Source organism: Aeromonas tecta (assembly GCF_000820185.1).
Classification (GTDB): Bacteria; Pseudomonadota; Gammaproteobacteria; order Enterobacterales; family Aeromonadaceae; genus Aeromonas; species Aeromonas tecta.
Window position 1 is genome coordinate 134,418 of the sequence record NZ_CDCA01000034.1, and the last position, 15,963, is coordinate 150,380.

Consider the following 15,963-nt stretch of genomic DNA (forward strand, 5'->3'; position numbering starts at 1 on the left):
GAACAAGGTGGCTAGCCAGTGGGAGAGAGGCGCTGATTGCCGCGCAGGCCCGTGCTGGCGGCAGGCAGATAGCTAAAGAGGGGAAAGGTACGGAAATGAAAAAGGCGACCCCAGGGGCGCCTTTTCATTCGAGGAGAGAGGCTTAGCGAGCCTGGGCCAAAGTGCGTACCACGGCGGCGTGGGCCTGGCGGGTGCGGCTGATATGGCGCGGAGCGACCAGCACCACATCGTTGCCGGCCACGGCCCCCAGGATCTCGGGATCGGCGTTGCGATCCAGCAGGCGGGCCACCACGGTCGCGGCCCCCGGGGTGGTGTGCACCAGCACCATCTGCTGGTTATAAACCACGCCACGCACCATGTCGTGGATGGAGCGGGTGCTGCCGGCGGGCTCCAACTGGTCGTCCACCAAGGTGTAGACCTTCTTGCCGTTGGCGTTCTGGGCCTTGGCCACGCCGAGGCGACGCAGCAGGCGGGAGATGGTGGACTGGCTGATGTCGGCAAATCCCCGCACCGTCAGCTCGCGGCGGATCTCCTCCTGGGTGCTGTAGCAATGCTGGCCGATGATCTGGCGGCAGGCATCCAGCTGGGCCAGATCGGACTCTTGTTCAACGGGACGACTGAGGGTCTTGACCAAGGTGATTTCCTTTGCAGACTATGACCAATGGCAATAGCTCTGGTGCTGCCATCCGTGCTTTTTATAGCAAATAATGCTGATGGCGAGGCTTTAGGCAGGGAATGAGCAATGTGTTGCCATTTCAGGATGGCAAATTATAACAAAGCGGTGCCGCGGTGATGTGACAGGGGTCAAAAATGGGCCCCTTGGGGCCCGCTTGGCTATCAATAACGTTCGCTAACGATGTCCTGAGTGAAGGACTTCTCGCAGTATTTGCACTTCATGCGCACCACACCCTTCACCTCGCGCACCCGGAAGTAGCTGTCCACCGGCTCGTTGTGGGAGATGCAGTTGGAGTTGGGGCAGTGGAACACCCCGGCGATGAACTCCGGCAGCGCCAGCTGGTGCTTCTTCACCACCACGAAGTCTTCGATGATGTTGACGGTCGCCTTGGGGGCGAACAGCGCGAGCTGGTTCGCCTGCTGCTCGGTCAGCTGGGTGTTCTCGATCTTGATGAGATCCTTCTTGCCCAGCGCGCCGGATTTGAGGTTGAAACCGACGGTGATGCGCTCCTGGGTCTCGATCAGCTGGAACAGCTTGAGGATCTTGATGCCCTGACCGGCGGGGACGTGGTCGATGACGGAGCCGTGACGGATGGCTTCGACTTGCAGTTGATTCTTCTCGGACATGATGTGTTCCCCTCGGCTCAGACAGTTTCGTTCAGTACCAGTGCCAGCAGTGCCTGGCGTGCATAGACCCCGTTTTCCGCCTGCTGGAAGTAGTAGGCGTGGGGAGTCTTGTCGACCGCCACCTCGATCTCGTCGACGCGGGGCAGGGGATGCAGGATCTTCATGGTCGGCTTGGCCCCTTCCAGGGTGGCCAGCTCCAGCACGAACTTGGCGGCCATGTGCTTGTATTCGGTCTCGTCGAAGCGCTCTTTCTGCACCCGGGTCATGTAGAGCACGTCGAGTTCCGGCATCACCTCTTCCATGGTCTCGTGCACGCTGAACTGGATGCCCTTCTCTTCCAGCTCCTCGCACAGGTAGTCCGGCATCGCCAGCGCCTCCGGCGAGATGAAGAAGAAGCGGCAGTTGAACAGGCTCAGGGCCTGGGCCAGAGAGTGCACAGTGCGGCCGTATTTCAGGTCGCCGACGAAGGCGACGTTGAGGCCATCCAGCTTGCCTTGGGTCTCGTGGATGGAGAAGAGGTCGAGCAGGGTCTGGGTCGGATGCTGGTTGGAGCCGTCACCGCCGTTGATGACCGGCACTCGGGAGAACTCGGCGGCGAGGCGGGCGGCGCCTTCCTTCGGGTGGCGCATCACCACCGCATCGCTGTAGGAGCCGATGATCTTGATGGAGTCCGCCAGGGTCTCGCCCTTCTTGGCGCTGGTGTTGCCGCCGTCGGCGAAGCCGATGATGTTGCCGCCAAGGCGCTGTACCGCGGTCTCGAACGAGAGGCGGGTGCGGGTGGAGGCTTCGAAGAAACAGCTGGCGACCAGCTTGTCTTTCAACAGGCGGGTATCGGGTTCGGCCTTCAACCGCTGGGCGGTTGCGACCACCAGTTCCATGTCGGACCGGGTCAGATCCGAGATGGAGATGACGTGTTTGTTATAGAGTGGATTGGCCATCGTCTGCATTCCCTTTGACATCAATGAAGGTTTTTCGGGCACAAAAAAAAGCCCCTGAAACAGGGGCTCTTTTTAAAAATAACTGGGGATCTGCGGGTCGGGAACTGGAAACAACGGGGCCGCTCTGGTGCGCTCCACCCGTCTGCAAGGCTGTTTTGTGCATCAAAAACGGCATCTCAATGTCCCGACCTTTATCAAAACCGCAACGATTATAGAGTCGCTTTCTGAATTGTCAAAAATTTATTTTTCAGGCACTTTTTACGCCGAAAAAACGTTTAACTGTCGTGAATGGGTCGGCAAACCCACAACTGGTGGTTGTCCTGCAGCGACAGCCCATCGTCGGCCATGCTGCGCAGATAACCGAGTCGGTGGTGCCCTTCCAGCAGGCAATAGGGTTGCGGCAGGGGCTGCCCGTCCGGGTAGCAACTGCCCGGGGTCGGGGCCAGCACTATGATGGGCTCGGACCAGGTGCCCCGGCTCAGCATGTCTTCGCCGAGCCAGGAGCGGCGCACGTAGCGATTGTGGCGCAGCATCTCGCCCCAGCGCTCGATCACCTCCATGTGGCGGGAGCCTATCTGGCTCAGGATCTGCTGCGTGGGCCAGGCTTCGCACTCGAAGCTGTGGTGGGCGAGATCGATAAAGCTCCAGTTGGACTCAAAACCGCGCCAATGACGGTAAATCCACTGGGCCAGCACGTTTTGGGGAATGAAGGGCACCCGTGGAGCGACCCGTTCGAGATAGTCGGGCAGCGACTCGGTTTTGCGCTCATCCCTGAAGTTGAGCGGTGCAAGTTGTTGAAGTAAGCGGTAATTGAGCATGAGCAGCCTCCTCTTGCCAAGATCCACCCTACCTCCATTCGTGAGGCTTTCCTACCCAGGCAAGGCTGCAAATACAGCAAGTTACCCCACTAAGCTGTACAAATAGCCACGACTTGCTCGTCATTTGTGCAATCGCATCGAAAGTGAGAAAAAAGCCTTTACCTTTGATCCCGGCTTTGTATAATTCGCCTCGTTTGTTGCAGGGGCGTAGTTCCAATTGGTAGAACAGCGGTCTCCAAAACCGATGGTTGCGGGTTCGAGTCCTGCCGCCCCTGCCATTTTTAGAAAGGCCAGCTCATTGAGCTGGCCTTTCGCATTTCTGTCATCCGCGTTTTCTCGCCTTGCCCGTTTCGGTCGTCGCCGCTGACCAGCCTTGCCGATCTGCCCTCCGACCTTATCCCTTGAGTCTCAACGGCTTGGCCCCGTCGCTCTTCGCTAGCCGCTCTTGCCGCTTTCTGCCCTGTCGTTTCTGGCAATCGTGCCATTCGCTTCCCTGTGCTACACCACATGGGCTGTGCCACGCAGTGCCGGGAGGTCGCGTGAGCGGTTCGTCAGCATGGATGCGCCAGCCGTGAAGGGCTGGGCATGAAGATAATGCGAGGAGATGAGTCATGAACAAGGCCGTTGAAACCCGATTGAACAAGTCCCGCCCCGGTGGCTGGGTGCCGCAGGATCAGGCCCACATCGAGCGATGGGTCACGCGGTTGCACAAATACGTGGCCCAGCAGCCACGGCCGCTGGTGCCGCCCATCGCCCAGCTGCAGGATCTGGTCAAGTCGGATCCCCTGTTGCACGCCCAGGCCGATGCTATGTTCAAGGAGGCCTGGCGTCACGAGCACCTGACTCCCCTCGGCCAGGTCGAGGTGAAGAGCTTCGATGAGTTTCTGACACTGCTCAACGGCATCATGACCACGGCCCCCGAGGCCTATCAGGATGTGCAGAGTCACTCTCCCTCCGGCCTCATCGGCTTCCCCATCAATGCCCTGCTCGACTGGCCCATGGCGACCCGCTCGGGCTACCTGTTCTTCGCCAACGCCTTGATCAACCAGCAGTTCAAGAAGATCCTGAGCTACTGGGCGCTGTTCCTGCAAAGCCCGGCCTCACGCTATGTGCTGACCGAGCCGGTCAGCCGGCTGGATCGGGAGACCCTGATCGTGCCCTGGCTCGGCCAAGCGGCCCAGGCCGAGATGGTGCAGGTGGCCGACTCGGCCCTGGGGGAGGGCAGCAACCCGACGCCAACCAGCTTCGCGTCCATCTTCCAGTGCGATCCGGCGGATCCTCACTATGGCTTTGGCTGCTGGGATGACTTCTTCACCCGCACCTTCCGCCCCGGCGTGCGGCCCATCTCGGCGCAGGGGGATGATGGCGTCATCGTCAACGCCTGCGAGTCGGCCCCGCTGCAGGTCAAGAGCGGGGTGAGCCGCAGCGATCGCTTCTGGCTCAAGGGTCAGCCCTATTCACTTGACAACATGCTCGATTTTGACGAGACCGCCTCCCAGTTCGATGGCGGCACTGTCTATCAGGCCTTCCTCAGCGCCCTGAGCTACCACCGCTGGCACAGCCCGGTGAGCGGCACCATCCGCAAGGTGAAGGTGGTCAACGGCACCTACTACCTGGAGAACCAGTACGAGGGTTTCCTCGATGCCGACGGCGCCGATCCCAGCGCCCCCAACAACTCCCAGCCCTTCCTCACCTCGGTGGCGACCCGGGCGCTGATCTTTATCGAGGCAGATAACCCCAAGATCGGCCTGATGTGCGTGGTGCCGGTGGGCATGGCGGAGGTGTCGAGCTGCGACATCACGGTGAAGGCGGGGGATAGAGTGAAGAAGGGGGACCAGCTCGGCATGTTCCACTTCGGCGGCTCGACCCACTGCCTGGTGTTTCGCAAGGGGGTGGAGCTGGCGTTTGACTTCCATGGTCAGGCGCCGGGGCTGGATGCCACCAACCTGCGACTCAACACCGCCATCGCGCGAGTGAAGTGAAGGCGATTCATCATGGCAATAGGCCGCCTGCGGGCGGCCTGTTCGTTTCTTCGTTTCACTGTGTGTTCTGTTGTCGGATCAGCAGGTCTAGATAGGCGCCTTCGATCAGCTGGGATGGCGCCACGCTGAGGCATGCCATGATGCCGTGGGCCTCCTCTATCCCCACCTCGAGGAGTTCGTCATCCTCCAGCACTACCTCCAGCTCGAGGAAGTGGCCCAGCTCCTGCACTCGATCGAGGTGAACCCGGGTTCTGCCGACCATAAACAGGATGCGGGTCTTCTGTACTCTGCCGATCTGGCCCCAAGCCAGGCCGAGGGTCTCCCGTAGGCGGTCCGGCTCGGTCGTCGGGGTCAGATGATAGAAACTCTCCTTGGGACCCTGCTGATCGGCGCGGCGGTAGAAGATGAGCTCGCCGGCACTGGGGGACAGGGTGCGCAGCTTGAGGCGGCCGGCGTCGCAACGAAAGAAGGTGTCATCCTGGGCTATCTCGACGGGTCCTCGATCGGCGATGGCGGCCACCCTGGGGATCAGGGCATCGACCTGCGCTATCCTGGCCTTGATCTCGATATTTCGGGGCATGGGAGTCTCCTTGAGGCAATGGCGGTCTCCAAGCTATCACGGCTGTGGCCTGTGGAGGTGGCTTGCGATGGTAATGGCAGTCGAGGTTTCCGTCATTTTCGTGACTGGCAGCACGTCCTGTTGTCAGGGAGCACGAAATTAATCGGATTCACTAAAGTCAGGCGACTATAGCGCCGATAGCCTTGATCAGTATGGGGACTCTCTTGGCCTCCAGTCACCACAAGGATTTGTAGTCATGACACTCTCGTTGCGCGGCAAGCTGCTCGCGACCAGCCTGGGGGTAGTGCTGCTGATGGCGGCCCTGCTCGGCGTGGTTGCCTTCCAGACCCTCAAGTCCCGCTCCCAAGCGGCCATCCAGAGCGAGGCCGTCAACTATGGTCACGCCTACTCGGTGGCCATCGGCGACTGGATGGTGGATCGTAAACATGCGGTTGATGCCCTAGTCGCTGCCATTGCCGATAACCCCGAGGCTGCGTTGGTGCCACACCTCAAGCAGGCGTTTACCTCTGGTGGTTTCGGGCTCACCTACTTCGGTTCGACCGAGGGTGTGATGACCCGCCAAGACCCCTCCCTCAACACCGGCAACTATGATCCCCGCGAGCGCCCCTGGTATCAGGATGCGCTCAAGGCGGGCAAGCTGATCGTCACCGCCCCCTATGTGAGCGTGACCATGCAGCAGCTGGTGGTGACCCTGGCCGAGCCTGTGAGCCATCAGGGCCAGGTGATCGGTGCCGTGGGGGCCAATTTGGCGCTTAATACCCTCATCGACGAGGTGCTGGCCATGAAGGTGCAGGGGGAGGGCTACGCCATGCTGCTTGACCGCTCCGGCCTCATCGTCGGCCATCCCCAGAAGGAACTGGCCCTCAAGCAGGTGGCCGAGCTGGATCCCGGCCTGTCGGGGGCGAGTCTGGACGGCTGGAGCCGGGATGGGGAGCTGCATGGTGCCACCATCGACGGCCGTGACGTGCTGCTGTCGGTGCAGGGGGTGCCCGGTACCGACTGGCTGCTGGCCATGGTGATGTACAAGGATGTGCTGGAGGCGCCGCTCGCCACCCTGCTGTGGCAGCTGGTGGGGCTGACCCTGGTGCTGTTGCTGGTGTTCGGCGCCCTGCTCATCGCCATGTTCAACTACCTGTTCGCCGACCTCGGCCGGGTGTCGAAGGCGCTTGCCAACATCGCCCACGGCGAGGGAGATCTGACGGTGCAGATCGACACCCGCAGTCAGGATGAGGTGGGTCAGCTGGCCCGAAGCTTCAACCAGTTCGTGGCTAGGCTGCACGGCATCGTCAGCCGCTTGCGGGATGCAACGGCTGAGCTGGCGGCCCAGTCCCGTGCCCAGGCCAGCGGCGCCGAGGCCCGCAGCCAGCGGGTACGCCAGCAGCAGGACGAGATCGTCATGGTGGCGACCGCGGTGACCGAGATGGCCTCCGCCACCCAGGAGATCGCCGGCAACGCCGAATTTGCCGCCACCACCTCGGGGGCGGCGGTGCAACTCGCGGTCGCCGGTCAATCTCAGGTTAGCCAGAGCCAGCGCAGCATCACGGGGCTCGCCGATGAAGTCGCCGATGCCAGCCAGACCATCCATGAGCTGGATACCCATGCCCAGAAGATCAGCGGCATTTTGGCCACCATCAGCGGCATCGCCGAGCAGACCAATCTGCTGGCCCTAAACGCCGCCATTGAGGCGGCCCGGGCCGGGGAGCAGGGGCGCGGCTTCGCGGTGGTGGCGGACGAGGTGCGGGTGCTGTCGCGCCGCACCCACGACTCCACCGCCGAGATCCAGCAGATGATCGAGACCCTGCAGCAGACCACCAGACGCGCGGTCAACGGCATGGAGACCAGCCGCCAGCTGGCGAGCACCAGCGTGGAGGACGCCGAGGCCGCGAACCTGAGCCTCGGCCAGATCAACGAGGCCATCGGCGCCATCAGCGACATGGCGACCCAGATAGCGGCGGCGGCGGAGGAGCAGACCTCGGTCACTGGCGAAATCAGCCGCAACACCGAGAATATCCGCCATGTCTCCCAGGAGCTGGCGGAGCAGGCGCGAGAAGAGGCCCATCAGGCGGCATCCCTCAAGGCCCTGACCGAGCGACTGGAGCAGGAGATCGGCCGCTTCAGGCTTTGATGGCGGCGTTGCAGCGGCAAAAAAGGCGGCTCGGGCCGCCTTTATTCATTCTACGAATGGATTTTCTCAGCCCATGCACCATATGAATGAAGTGCACCTGATTGGGCTGATAAGTCCTACGGGCGCCGTCAGAGCAGCTTGTTGTAGCTGTAGAAGTCGAGATCTCTGTGATAGCCGTGCTGCTCGTAGAGCGCCTGGGCGCCCAGGTTGTCGGTGGCGGTGCTCAGCATCAGAAAGGCGGCGCCGGTGGCACGGCCGTGGTCGTCGGCCCGGGCCAGCAGGGCCTGGGCGACCCCCTGTTTACGAGCGCTCGGCGCCACGAACAGGTCATACAGCAGCCAGATGGGCTTGAGTTCGAGGGAGCAGAACAGGGGATAGAGATGGGCGAAGCCCAGCAGCTCGCCGGCCTCGTTCTCGGCCAGGAACAGTACGGACTCCTGGCGGGCGCAGCGCTCTCGCAGGAAGGCCTCTGCAGCCGCGGGCTCGGCAGGCACCTGGTAGAACTCGCGGTACTGCACGAACAGGGGGGCGGCGCGGGGGATGTCGTCGACCTTGGCTTGGAAAATCTTCACGGGTTGCTCCTCATGGGCGGTGCAGGGGAAATGAAAAAGACCCGTCACCGTAAGGCTGCGGGTCGCACCTTGGGCAGGGTAACGGCCAGGGGGCACCCAGGCGAGGCGGCAATACCCCTTTCTCCCCCTTGTTTGCGACATATCAATTCATCGGCGCCCGGGGTCCAGAAACTGACGCAGGATGTCCGCCGCCTGCTCACCCATGCATGATGCTGAGCTGGCCGTCCCGGAAGCGGGAGGCCTGATCTGTGGGGGTGCTGCCGAAGAAGCGCTTGTACTCCCGACTGAACTGGGAGCCGCTCTCGTAGCCGACCCGGGCCGCCGCCGTGCCGGCCTTGATGCCGTCGTGCAGCATCATCATCCGCGCCTTGTGCAGCCGAAACGACTTGATGTACTGCAGCGGCGAGGTGGCGGTGACCGCCTTGAAGTGGTGATGGAAGGCCGACACGCTCATGTTCACCTCCCGCGCCAGCTCCTCCATGGTCAGGGTGTCGGCGTAGCGCTGCTCGATGAGGCGCAGCACCCTGGCAATCTGCCCCATGTGGTTGTGGCGGTTGGCGAGCGCCTGCAGCGCCGGGCCGCCCCCCTCGTGCAGGGCGTAGAACAGCATCTCCCGCACCGTCTGCGGCCCCAGCACCCGGGCGTGCTGGGGCTTGTCCATCAGATCGATGAGCCGCTCGGCGGCGCAGAACATCTCCTCGGAGAGAGGCACAGAATGTACGCCGCTCTTCTGGGGCGGCGGCGCGGGCAGGCTGTCCCCCAGTTCCAGCAGCAGCTCCTGCAGAGTGGCGACGTTGATCTCCAGGGTGAAGCCGATGAGGGGCTGCTCGGGGGAGGCGAAGCACTCGCACTCGCACGGCAGCGGCAGCGTCATCAGCAGGTAGTGGTTGGGATCGTAGCGAAACACCTGATCCGCCAGATAGCCCACCTTGTGACCCTGCAGGATCACTATCATCCGCGGCTGATAGAGCACCGGGGTGCGGCCGTGGTACTCGGTGGTGTAAATGAGGCTGACCTGCTCCACCGGGGAGGCGGTGATGCCGGGCTCGCGCACGTGGCGGGTCAGCTTGGCGGCGAGTTCGGTGTAGCGGTTGGACATGGGCGCTCCAGGTGAAATTCAATAATTTGTAGAAATAGGCAAGTAATGTGCAGAATGTTGCCTTGATGGTAGAGGTTGTCTGTAGAAAAATGCAATCAACATTTTGCGGCCAGGCCGCCCCGTCATCATGAAGGTAATAGCGATGCACAATTTCACTCTGCACACCCCGACCAAGGTGCTGTTCGGCAAGGGCCAGGTTGCCCAGTTGCGTGAACAGCTTCCCAGCGACGCCCGCATCCTGATCACCTATGGTGGCGGCAGCGTGGTGCGCAGCGGCCTGCTGGCCCAGATCAAACAGGATCTGGCGGGCATGAGCCTGTTCGAGTTCGGCGGCATCGAGCCGAACCCCACCTACGAGACCCTGATGGGCGCCGTCGAACTGGCCCGCGCCGAGAAGGTCGACTTCCTGCTGGCCGTCGGTGGCGGTTCCGTGCTGGATGGCACCAAGTTCATCGCCGCCGCGGCCCATTACGATCTGGCCAAGGACCCTTGGCACATCCTCGAGACCGTCGGCGGTGAGGTGGCCTCCGCCATTCCCCTCGGCGCCGTGCTGACCCTGCCGGCCACCGGCTCCGAGATGAACATGGGCGCCGTCATCACCCGCAAGAGCAGTGGTGACAAGCAGCACTTCTTCTCCCCCTTCGTGATGCCGCGCTTTGCCGTGCTGGATCCGGTGCTCACCTACACCTTGCCGGCCCGTCAGGTCGCCAACGGGGTGGTGGATGCCTTCATCCACACCCTGGAGCAGTACCTCACCTACCCGGTCAATGCCAAGGTACAGGATCGCTTCGCCGAAGGGCTGCTGCTGACCCTGGCCGAGGAAGGCCCCAAGGCGCTGGTGGAGCCGGAAAACTACGACGTGCGCGCCAACATCATGTGGAGCGCCACCATGGCCCTGAACGGCCTGATCGGTGCCGGTGTGCCGCAAGACTGGGCGACCCACATGCTGGGCCACGAGATCACCGCCCTGCACGGTCTTGACCATGCCCAGACCCTGGCGGTAGTGCTGCCGGCGCTACTGCAGGCCAAGCGAGCCCAGAAGCACGCCAAGCTGCTGCAATATGCCGAGCGGGTGTGGGACTTGCGCAGTGGCACCGAGGAAGAGCGCATCGACGGCGCCATCGCCGCCACCCGCGACTTCTTCGAGCGGATGGGCATCAAGACCCGGCTGCGGGACTACGGCCTGGCCGATGCCAGGGTAGACACCCTGGTGGCCAAGCTCGCGGAGCACGGCATGACCAGCCTGGGCGAGCACGGCGACATCGATCTGGTGCAGAGTCAGCATATTTATGAGGCGGCCTGGTAAGCGTCCGCCGCCGGATCCGGTCGATAGCCGTAGTGAATCGAGGGGGCCCGCACCTGCCGCATGGCAGGGGCGTGGCCCTCTGCTCGTTACAGAACGGTTACTTTTTTCCTTTCCGGCGCGAGAGATGAGCCAGGAATAGATTTCGTAAGAACAAAAAACGCTAAGATAGAGGGCCGGCAAAACATTTTTTTTGACTGGTTGGATCACTTTTTACAGTGCTTTTTACTGGTATAAGTCGCTAATTTGGTTTGTTTTTTTAAATACCAGCTCGGGATGGGCTGAATTCTGTACCGGCGTCGGCTGGGCTGCGGTTGTAATAAAACTCCAAAATTTGATACTAATCACCTTCGCGCCTGAAAAGTGGGGGCCTGACCATGACAGGAGGTTGAGGTAAAGCCTGCTGATTTTCATAACAAAGGGCCCGTGACCTGTACTTTGGTCATGCCTTGTCTGCTCAGACATGAGAGACTGGGCAATGATTGTTTATTAACCATCAGGGAATAGTCATGCAGATTGGAATACCGAGAGAGAGTCTCGTCGGTGAGACCCGGGTCGCAGCGACCCCGGCCACCGTTGAGCAGCTGAAAAAGCTCGGCTTCGAGGTCGCCATCGAGGCCGGTGCTGGTCAGCTGGCCAGCTTCGATGATGCCGCCTTCGAGGCTGCCGGTGCCAGCGTGGTACCGAGCGTCTGGCAAGCCGACCTTATCTTCAAGGTCAATGCGCCGACCGATGCCGAGATCGCACAGATTAAAGATGGCGCCACTCTGGTGAGCTTCATCTGGCCTGCCCAGAACCCTGAGCTGGTCAAGAAGCTGTCCGAGCGCAATATCAATGTGATGGCGATGGACATGGTGCCGCGGATCTCCCGTGCTCAGTCCCTCGATGCCCTCTCCTCCATGGCCAACATCGGTGGCTATCGCGCCGTGGTCGAAGCTGCTCACCAGTTTGGTCGCTTCTTCACCGGTCAGATCACCGCCGCCGGCAAGGTACCGCCTGCCAAGGTACTGGTGATCGGTGCCGGCGTGGCTGGCTTGGCCGCCATCGGAACCGCCGGTTCCCTCGGCGCCATAGTGCGAGCGTTTGACACCCGTCTGGAAGTGGCCGAGCAGATCGAATCCATGGGGGGTGAATTCCTCAAGCTGGACTTCGGCAATGAAGATGGCGCCTCCAGCGATGGTTATGCCAAGGTCATGTCCGATGAGTTCATCAAGGCCGAGATGGAGCTGTTTGCCCAGCAGGCCAAGGAAGTGGACATCATCATCACCACCGCCCTGATCCCGGGCCGTCCCGCTCCCAAGCTGATTACCAAGGAAATGGTCGACAGCATGAAGCCGGGTTCGGTGATCGTGGACTTGGCGGCGGCTACCGGTGGCAACTGTGAATACACCAAGCCGACCGAGCTGTTCGTGACCCCTAATGGCGTCAAGGTGATCGGTTACACCGACCTGCCAGGCCGCCTGCCTGCCCAATCCTCCCAGCTCTACGGTACCAACCTGGTCAACCTGATGAAGCTGATGTGCAAGGAGAAGGACGGCAAGGTTGCCATCGACTTCGAGGACGTGGTTCAGCGCAACATGACGGTGATCCAGGCCGGTGACGTGACCTTCCCGCCGCCCCCTATCGCCGTCTCCGCCGCGCCGCAAAAGCCGGCCGCCAAGGTTGCGCCGAAGAAGGCCGAAGAGAAGAAACCGTCCAACAAGAAGTTCGTGTTCGGTGCCCTCGGCATCGCCGCCTTCGGTTGGGTGGCTGCGGTCGCGCCTGCCGAGTTCCTGTCTCACTTCACCGTCTTCATTCTGTCCTGTGTGGTCGGTTACTACGTGGTGTGGAACGTGTCTCACTCTCTGCACACGCCGCTGATGTCGGTCACCAATGCCATCTCCGGTATCATCGTGGTCGGTGCGCTGCTGCAGATTGGGCAAGGGTCGACCCTGGTCACCGTGTTGGCCTTTATCGCCGTGCTGATTGCCAGTATCAACATCTTCGGTGGCTTCACCGTCACTCAGCGCATGCTGAAGATGTTCCGTAAGGATTAAGGGGGTTTAACGTGTCTCAAGGACTGGTAACAGCATCCTATATCGTTGCCGCCGTGCTCTTCATCCTCAGTCTCGCGGGACTGTCGAAGCAAGAAACGGCTAAACATGGCAACCTGTTCGGTATCGCGGGGATGGCCATCGCGCTGCTCGCGACCGTATTCAACCCGGAAACCAGTGGTGTGCACTGGATCATCCTGGCCATGATCATCGGCGGCGCCATCGGTGTGCGGCTGGCGCTCAAGGTCGAGATGACCGAGATGCCCGAGCTGGTGGCCGTGCTGCACAGCTTCGTGGGCATGGCGGCGGTGCTGGTGGGCTTCAACAGCTTCATCGACTTGCACCCGTCCGCTCCCGCTGAAGTGGTGGTCTCCGTCGGTTCCAACCTGGATGCGACCCTGGCCGCGGCCCGGGCGGCGTTCGAGCAGGCGGCCAGTGTCGCTCAGGTCGATCACCTGTCCGGCGCCATGCTGAACATCCACCTGGTGGAAGTGTTCCTCGGCGTCTTCATCGGTGCGGTGACCTTCACCGGCTCCATCGTTGCGTTCGGCAAACTGCGTGGCCTGATCTCGTCCAAGCCGCTGCAACTGCCCCATCGCCACAAGCTGAACCTGCTGGCCGTGCTGGTCTCCCTTGCGCTGATGATCCACTTCGTCAACGCTGGTGGTTCCACCTTCGCACTGTTGCTGATGACCCTGATCGCCTTCGCGTTCGGCTGGCATCTGGTTGCCTCCATCGGTGGCGCCGACATGCCGGTCGTGGTCTCCATGCTGAACTCCTACTCCGGTTGGGCGGCGGCGGCGGCGGGCTTCATGCTCTCCAACGACCTGCTGATCGTGGTCGGTGCCCTGGTGGGTTCCTCCGGTGCGATCCTGTCTTACATCATGTGCAAGGCGATGAACCGCTCCTTCATCTCGGTGATCGCCGGTGGCTTTGGCTCCGACGGTGTGGCCTCCACGGCTGACCAGGAGATGGGCGAATACCGCGAGACCAACGCTGAAGACGTGGCTGACATGCTGAAAAATGCCAGCTCCGTCATCATCACCCCGGGCTACGGCATGGCGGTGGCGCAGGCGCAGTATCCGGTGGCCGAAATCACCCAGAAGCTGCGTGATCGCGGCGTCAAGGTGCGCTTCGGTATCCATCCGGTGGCCGGTCGTCTGCCGGGTCACATGAACGTGCTGCTGGCGGAAGCCAAGGTCCCGTATGACATAGTTCTGGAAATGGACGAGATCAACGACGACTTCAACGACACCGACGTGGTACTGGTGATCGGTGCGAACGACACCGTCAACCCGGCCGCCATGGAAGATCCGGGCAGCCCCATCGCCGGCATGCCGGTACTGGAAGTGTGGAAGGCGCAGAACGTCATCGGCTTCAAGCGCTCCATGAACACCGGCTACGCCGGTGTCCAGAACCCGCTGTTCTTCAAAGAGAACACTCAGATGCTGTTTGGCGATGCCAAGGCCAGCGTCGAGGCCATCCTGAAGGCGCTGTAAGCGTTATCGGGAATGTAAAAAGGAGGCTTAGGCCTCCTTTTTTATTGCCCGTTTTTCAGCGTTTGCTAGCAAGCCATTGATGGCAAAGGCGCGGCTTGGTGAGGGCGGCAATCTGTCATGGCTTACTGGTCGGGCAGACCCGCTCGACCGGTCGTGATCAGGATCGCAATCCGGTGACGTTGCCCCTACTGGAAGGCATAATGGCGGTGAAAAGCGAACTGGCTCAATTTTATTTGATTCAGGCGTCCTTAAAATCAAATAAAGTTATATGGATGACGGCTGTCAGTCAGGCATCCCAGTCCCATTCACCTTGATGGTGGATCCGACCATGAAATATATGCCCAGCGGCATAGCGAACCAGAGAATCCACAGATGAAAGCACAATGGACCGATTTCATAACCCTGCTCAAGCGTGAAGTGGTTCCGGCCCTTGGCTGTACAGAGCCGATGTCGGTCGCCCTGGCGGCGGCCAACTGCCGCAAACTGCTGGGTCAGACACCGGAGCGCCTGAGCGTCTGGGTCAGCGGCAACCTGTTCAAGAACGGCATGGGCGTCGGCGTGCCCGGCACCGGCATGATTGGCCTGCCGGTGGCCGCCGCCGTCGGCATCACCGGGGGCAACCCGGACGCCGGTCTCGAGGTGCTGAAAACCCTCACCCCGGCCCAGGTGGATGCCGCCAAGGCGTTGCTGCCCATCATCAAGGTGGACGTGAAGGATGTGCCGGACGTGCTCTATGCCGAGGTACTGGCCGAGGCGGATGGCCACAGTGCCCGGGTAGTGATCTGCACCGATCACACCCGCATCGTGCTGCTGGAGAAGGATGGCGAGGTGCTGATGGAGCAGGCCAGCGCTCCCGGTGTGCAGATCCAGCCTGCCAAATCCGACAAGCCCAACATGACCCTGCGCGACATAGTGTCGTTCGCCCTTGAGGTGCCGCTGGCCAAGATCGATTTCATCCGCGAGGCCGCCAGCATGAACCAGGCATTGGCGGACGAAGGGCTGCAGGGCTACGGCCTGCGCATCGGCAAGATCCTGACCGAGCAGGTGGAGCGCAAGCTGCTGTCGGACGATCTGATGACGCTGGCCATGCGCCTGTCCTCTGCCGCGTCGGACGCGCGCATGGATGGCGCCATGCTGCCGGCCATGTCCAACTCCGGCTCGGGCAACCAGGGCATCGCCGCCACCATGCCGGTGGTGGCCGCGGCTCGTTTCCTCAAGGCGAATGAAGAGCAGCTGACCCGGGCGCTAGTGATGAGCCATCTGGTCGCCATCTACATCAAGATGTACCAGAACAAGCTGTCGGCCCTGTGCGCCGCCAGCACCGCCGCCATGGGCTCGGGCGCCGCCATCACCTGGCTGCTGGGCGGCCAGTTCGAGCAGATCAGCCACTGCATCAACAACATGATTGGCGACGTTTCCGGTATCATCTGCGACGGTGCGGGCAGTGCCTGCTCCATGAAGGTGTCGACCTCCACCTCGGCGGCAGTCAAGTCGTCGCTGATGGCGATCAACAACCTGCATGTGCCCCAGAGCGAGGGCATCGTCTCCGATGATGTGGACCAGACCATCGCCAACCTGGGCCGCCTCTCCAAGCAGGGGATGCTGGATACCGACATCGAGATCATCAACATCATGCGGGCCAAGCAACAAGGCAAGGCGAGCTGATGAAGAGGGTGGCGCAGGCCACCCTCTGTGTTTACAGCAACTGACGT

13 protein-coding genes and 1 tRNA gene are annotated in these 15,963 nt (G+C 61.6%); 7 read left to right on the forward strand and 7 right to left on the reverse strand.

Annotation, left to right across the window (positions count from 1 at the left end; translation table 11 throughout):
- Positions 1 to 142 precede the first annotated feature (142 nt).
- The 4 genes from BN1137_RS14565 to BN1137_RS14580 all read right to left on the reverse strand — a co-directional run bounded on the left by BN1137_RS14565 (position 143) and on the right by BN1137_RS14580 (position 3,058).
- Positions 143 to 634: an arginine repressor gene (locus BN1137_RS14565; RefSeq protein WP_050719306.1), complete on the reverse strand. Its 492-nt coding sequence runs from the start codon at positions 632 to 634 to the stop codon at positions 143 to 145.
- A 203-nt stretch (positions 635 to 837) separates the two neighbouring features.
- Complete coding sequence (pyrI, locus tag BN1137_RS14570) at positions 838 to 1,302, reverse strand: aspartate carbamoyltransferase regulatory subunit (RefSeq protein ID WP_050719307.1); 465 nt, start codon at positions 1,300 to 1,302, stop codon at positions 838 to 840.
- A gap of 17 nt (positions 1,303 to 1,319) precedes the next feature.
- Positions 1,320 to 2,240, reverse strand: a complete 921-nt coding sequence (pyrB, locus tag BN1137_RS14575; protein WP_050719308.1) for an aspartate carbamoyltransferase — start codon at positions 2,238 to 2,240, stop codon at positions 1,320 to 1,322.
- Between the two features lie 275 nt (positions 2,241 to 2,515).
- Positions 2,516 to 3,058 carry a hypothetical protein gene (locus tag BN1137_RS14580; protein WP_050719309.1) on the reverse strand — a complete coding sequence of 181 codons (543 nt, stop codon included), beginning with the start codon at positions 3,056 to 3,058 and terminating at the stop codon, positions 2,516 to 2,518.
- Positions 3,059 to 3,259: 201 nt separating this feature from the next.
- Here BN1137_RS14580 and BN1137_RS14585 point away from each other — a divergent pair.
- Positions 3,260 to 3,336: transfer RNA gene (locus BN1137_RS14585), tRNA-Trp, on the forward strand.
- 333 nt (positions 3,337 to 3,669) lie between these two features.
- Positions 3,670 to 5,040: a phosphatidylserine decarboxylase family protein gene (locus BN1137_RS14590; protein ID WP_050719310.1), complete on the forward strand. Its 1,371-nt coding sequence runs from the start codon at positions 3,670 to 3,672 to the stop codon at positions 5,038 to 5,040.
- 55 nt (positions 5,041 to 5,095) lie between these two features.
- On the opposite strand, the gene BN1137_RS14595 is transcribed toward BN1137_RS14590, so the two are convergent.
- Positions 5,096 to 5,620: a class IV adenylate cyclase gene (locus BN1137_RS14595; RefSeq protein WP_050719311.1), complete on the reverse strand. Its 525-nt coding sequence runs from the start codon at positions 5,618 to 5,620 to the stop codon at positions 5,096 to 5,098.
- A gap of 235 nt (positions 5,621 to 5,855) precedes the next feature.
- On the opposite strand from BN1137_RS14595, the gene BN1137_RS14600 reads away from it, so the two are divergent.
- Positions 5,856 to 7,745, forward strand: a complete 1,890-nt coding sequence (locus tag BN1137_RS14600; RefSeq protein WP_050719312.1) for a methyl-accepting chemotaxis protein — start codon at positions 5,856 to 5,858, stop codon at positions 7,743 to 7,745.
- A 128-nt stretch (positions 7,746 to 7,873) separates the two neighbouring features.
- On the opposite strand, the gene BN1137_RS14605 is transcribed toward BN1137_RS14600, so the two are convergent.
- Both BN1137_RS14605 and BN1137_RS14610 read right to left on the reverse strand, forming a co-directional pair.
- Positions 7,874 to 8,317, reverse strand: coding sequence for a GNAT family N-acetyltransferase (locus BN1137_RS14605; RefSeq protein ID WP_050719313.1), 444 nt, complete (start codon positions 8,315 to 8,317; stop codon positions 7,874 to 7,876).
- 196 nt (positions 8,318 to 8,513) lie between these two features.
- Complete coding sequence (locus BN1137_RS14610) at positions 8,514 to 9,416, reverse strand: AraC family transcriptional regulator (protein ID WP_050719314.1); 903 nt, start codon at positions 9,414 to 9,416, stop codon at positions 8,514 to 8,516.
- A gap of 142 nt (positions 9,417 to 9,558) precedes the next feature.
- Between BN1137_RS14610 and yqhD the strand changes: the two genes are divergently transcribed.
- From yqhD to BN1137_RS14630, 4 genes are all read left to right on the forward strand, one after another.
- Positions 9,559 to 10,722 (forward strand): alcohol dehydrogenase, encoded by a 1,164-nt coding sequence (yqhD, locus tag BN1137_RS14615; RefSeq protein ID WP_050719315.1) that lies wholly within the window; start codon positions 9,559 to 9,561, stop codon positions 10,720 to 10,722.
- Positions 10,723 to 11,228: 506 nt separating this feature from the next.
- Positions 11,229 to 12,755: a Re/Si-specific NAD(P)(+) transhydrogenase subunit alpha gene (locus BN1137_RS14620; protein ID WP_050719316.1), complete on the forward strand. Its 1,527-nt coding sequence runs from the start codon at positions 11,229 to 11,231 to the stop codon at positions 12,753 to 12,755.
- A gap of 11 nt (positions 12,756 to 12,766) precedes the next feature.
- Positions 12,767 to 14,251, forward strand: a complete 1,485-nt coding sequence (gene pntB, locus BN1137_RS14625; RefSeq protein WP_050719317.1) for a Re/Si-specific NAD(P)(+) transhydrogenase subunit beta — start codon at positions 12,767 to 12,769, stop codon at positions 14,249 to 14,251.
- A gap of 372 nt (positions 14,252 to 14,623) precedes the next feature.
- Positions 14,624 to 15,916 (forward strand): L-cysteine desulfidase family protein, encoded by a 1,293-nt coding sequence (locus tag BN1137_RS14630; RefSeq protein ID WP_050719318.1) that lies wholly within the window; start codon positions 14,624 to 14,626, stop codon positions 15,914 to 15,916.
- Positions 15,917 to 15,963: the final 47 nt, after the last annotated feature.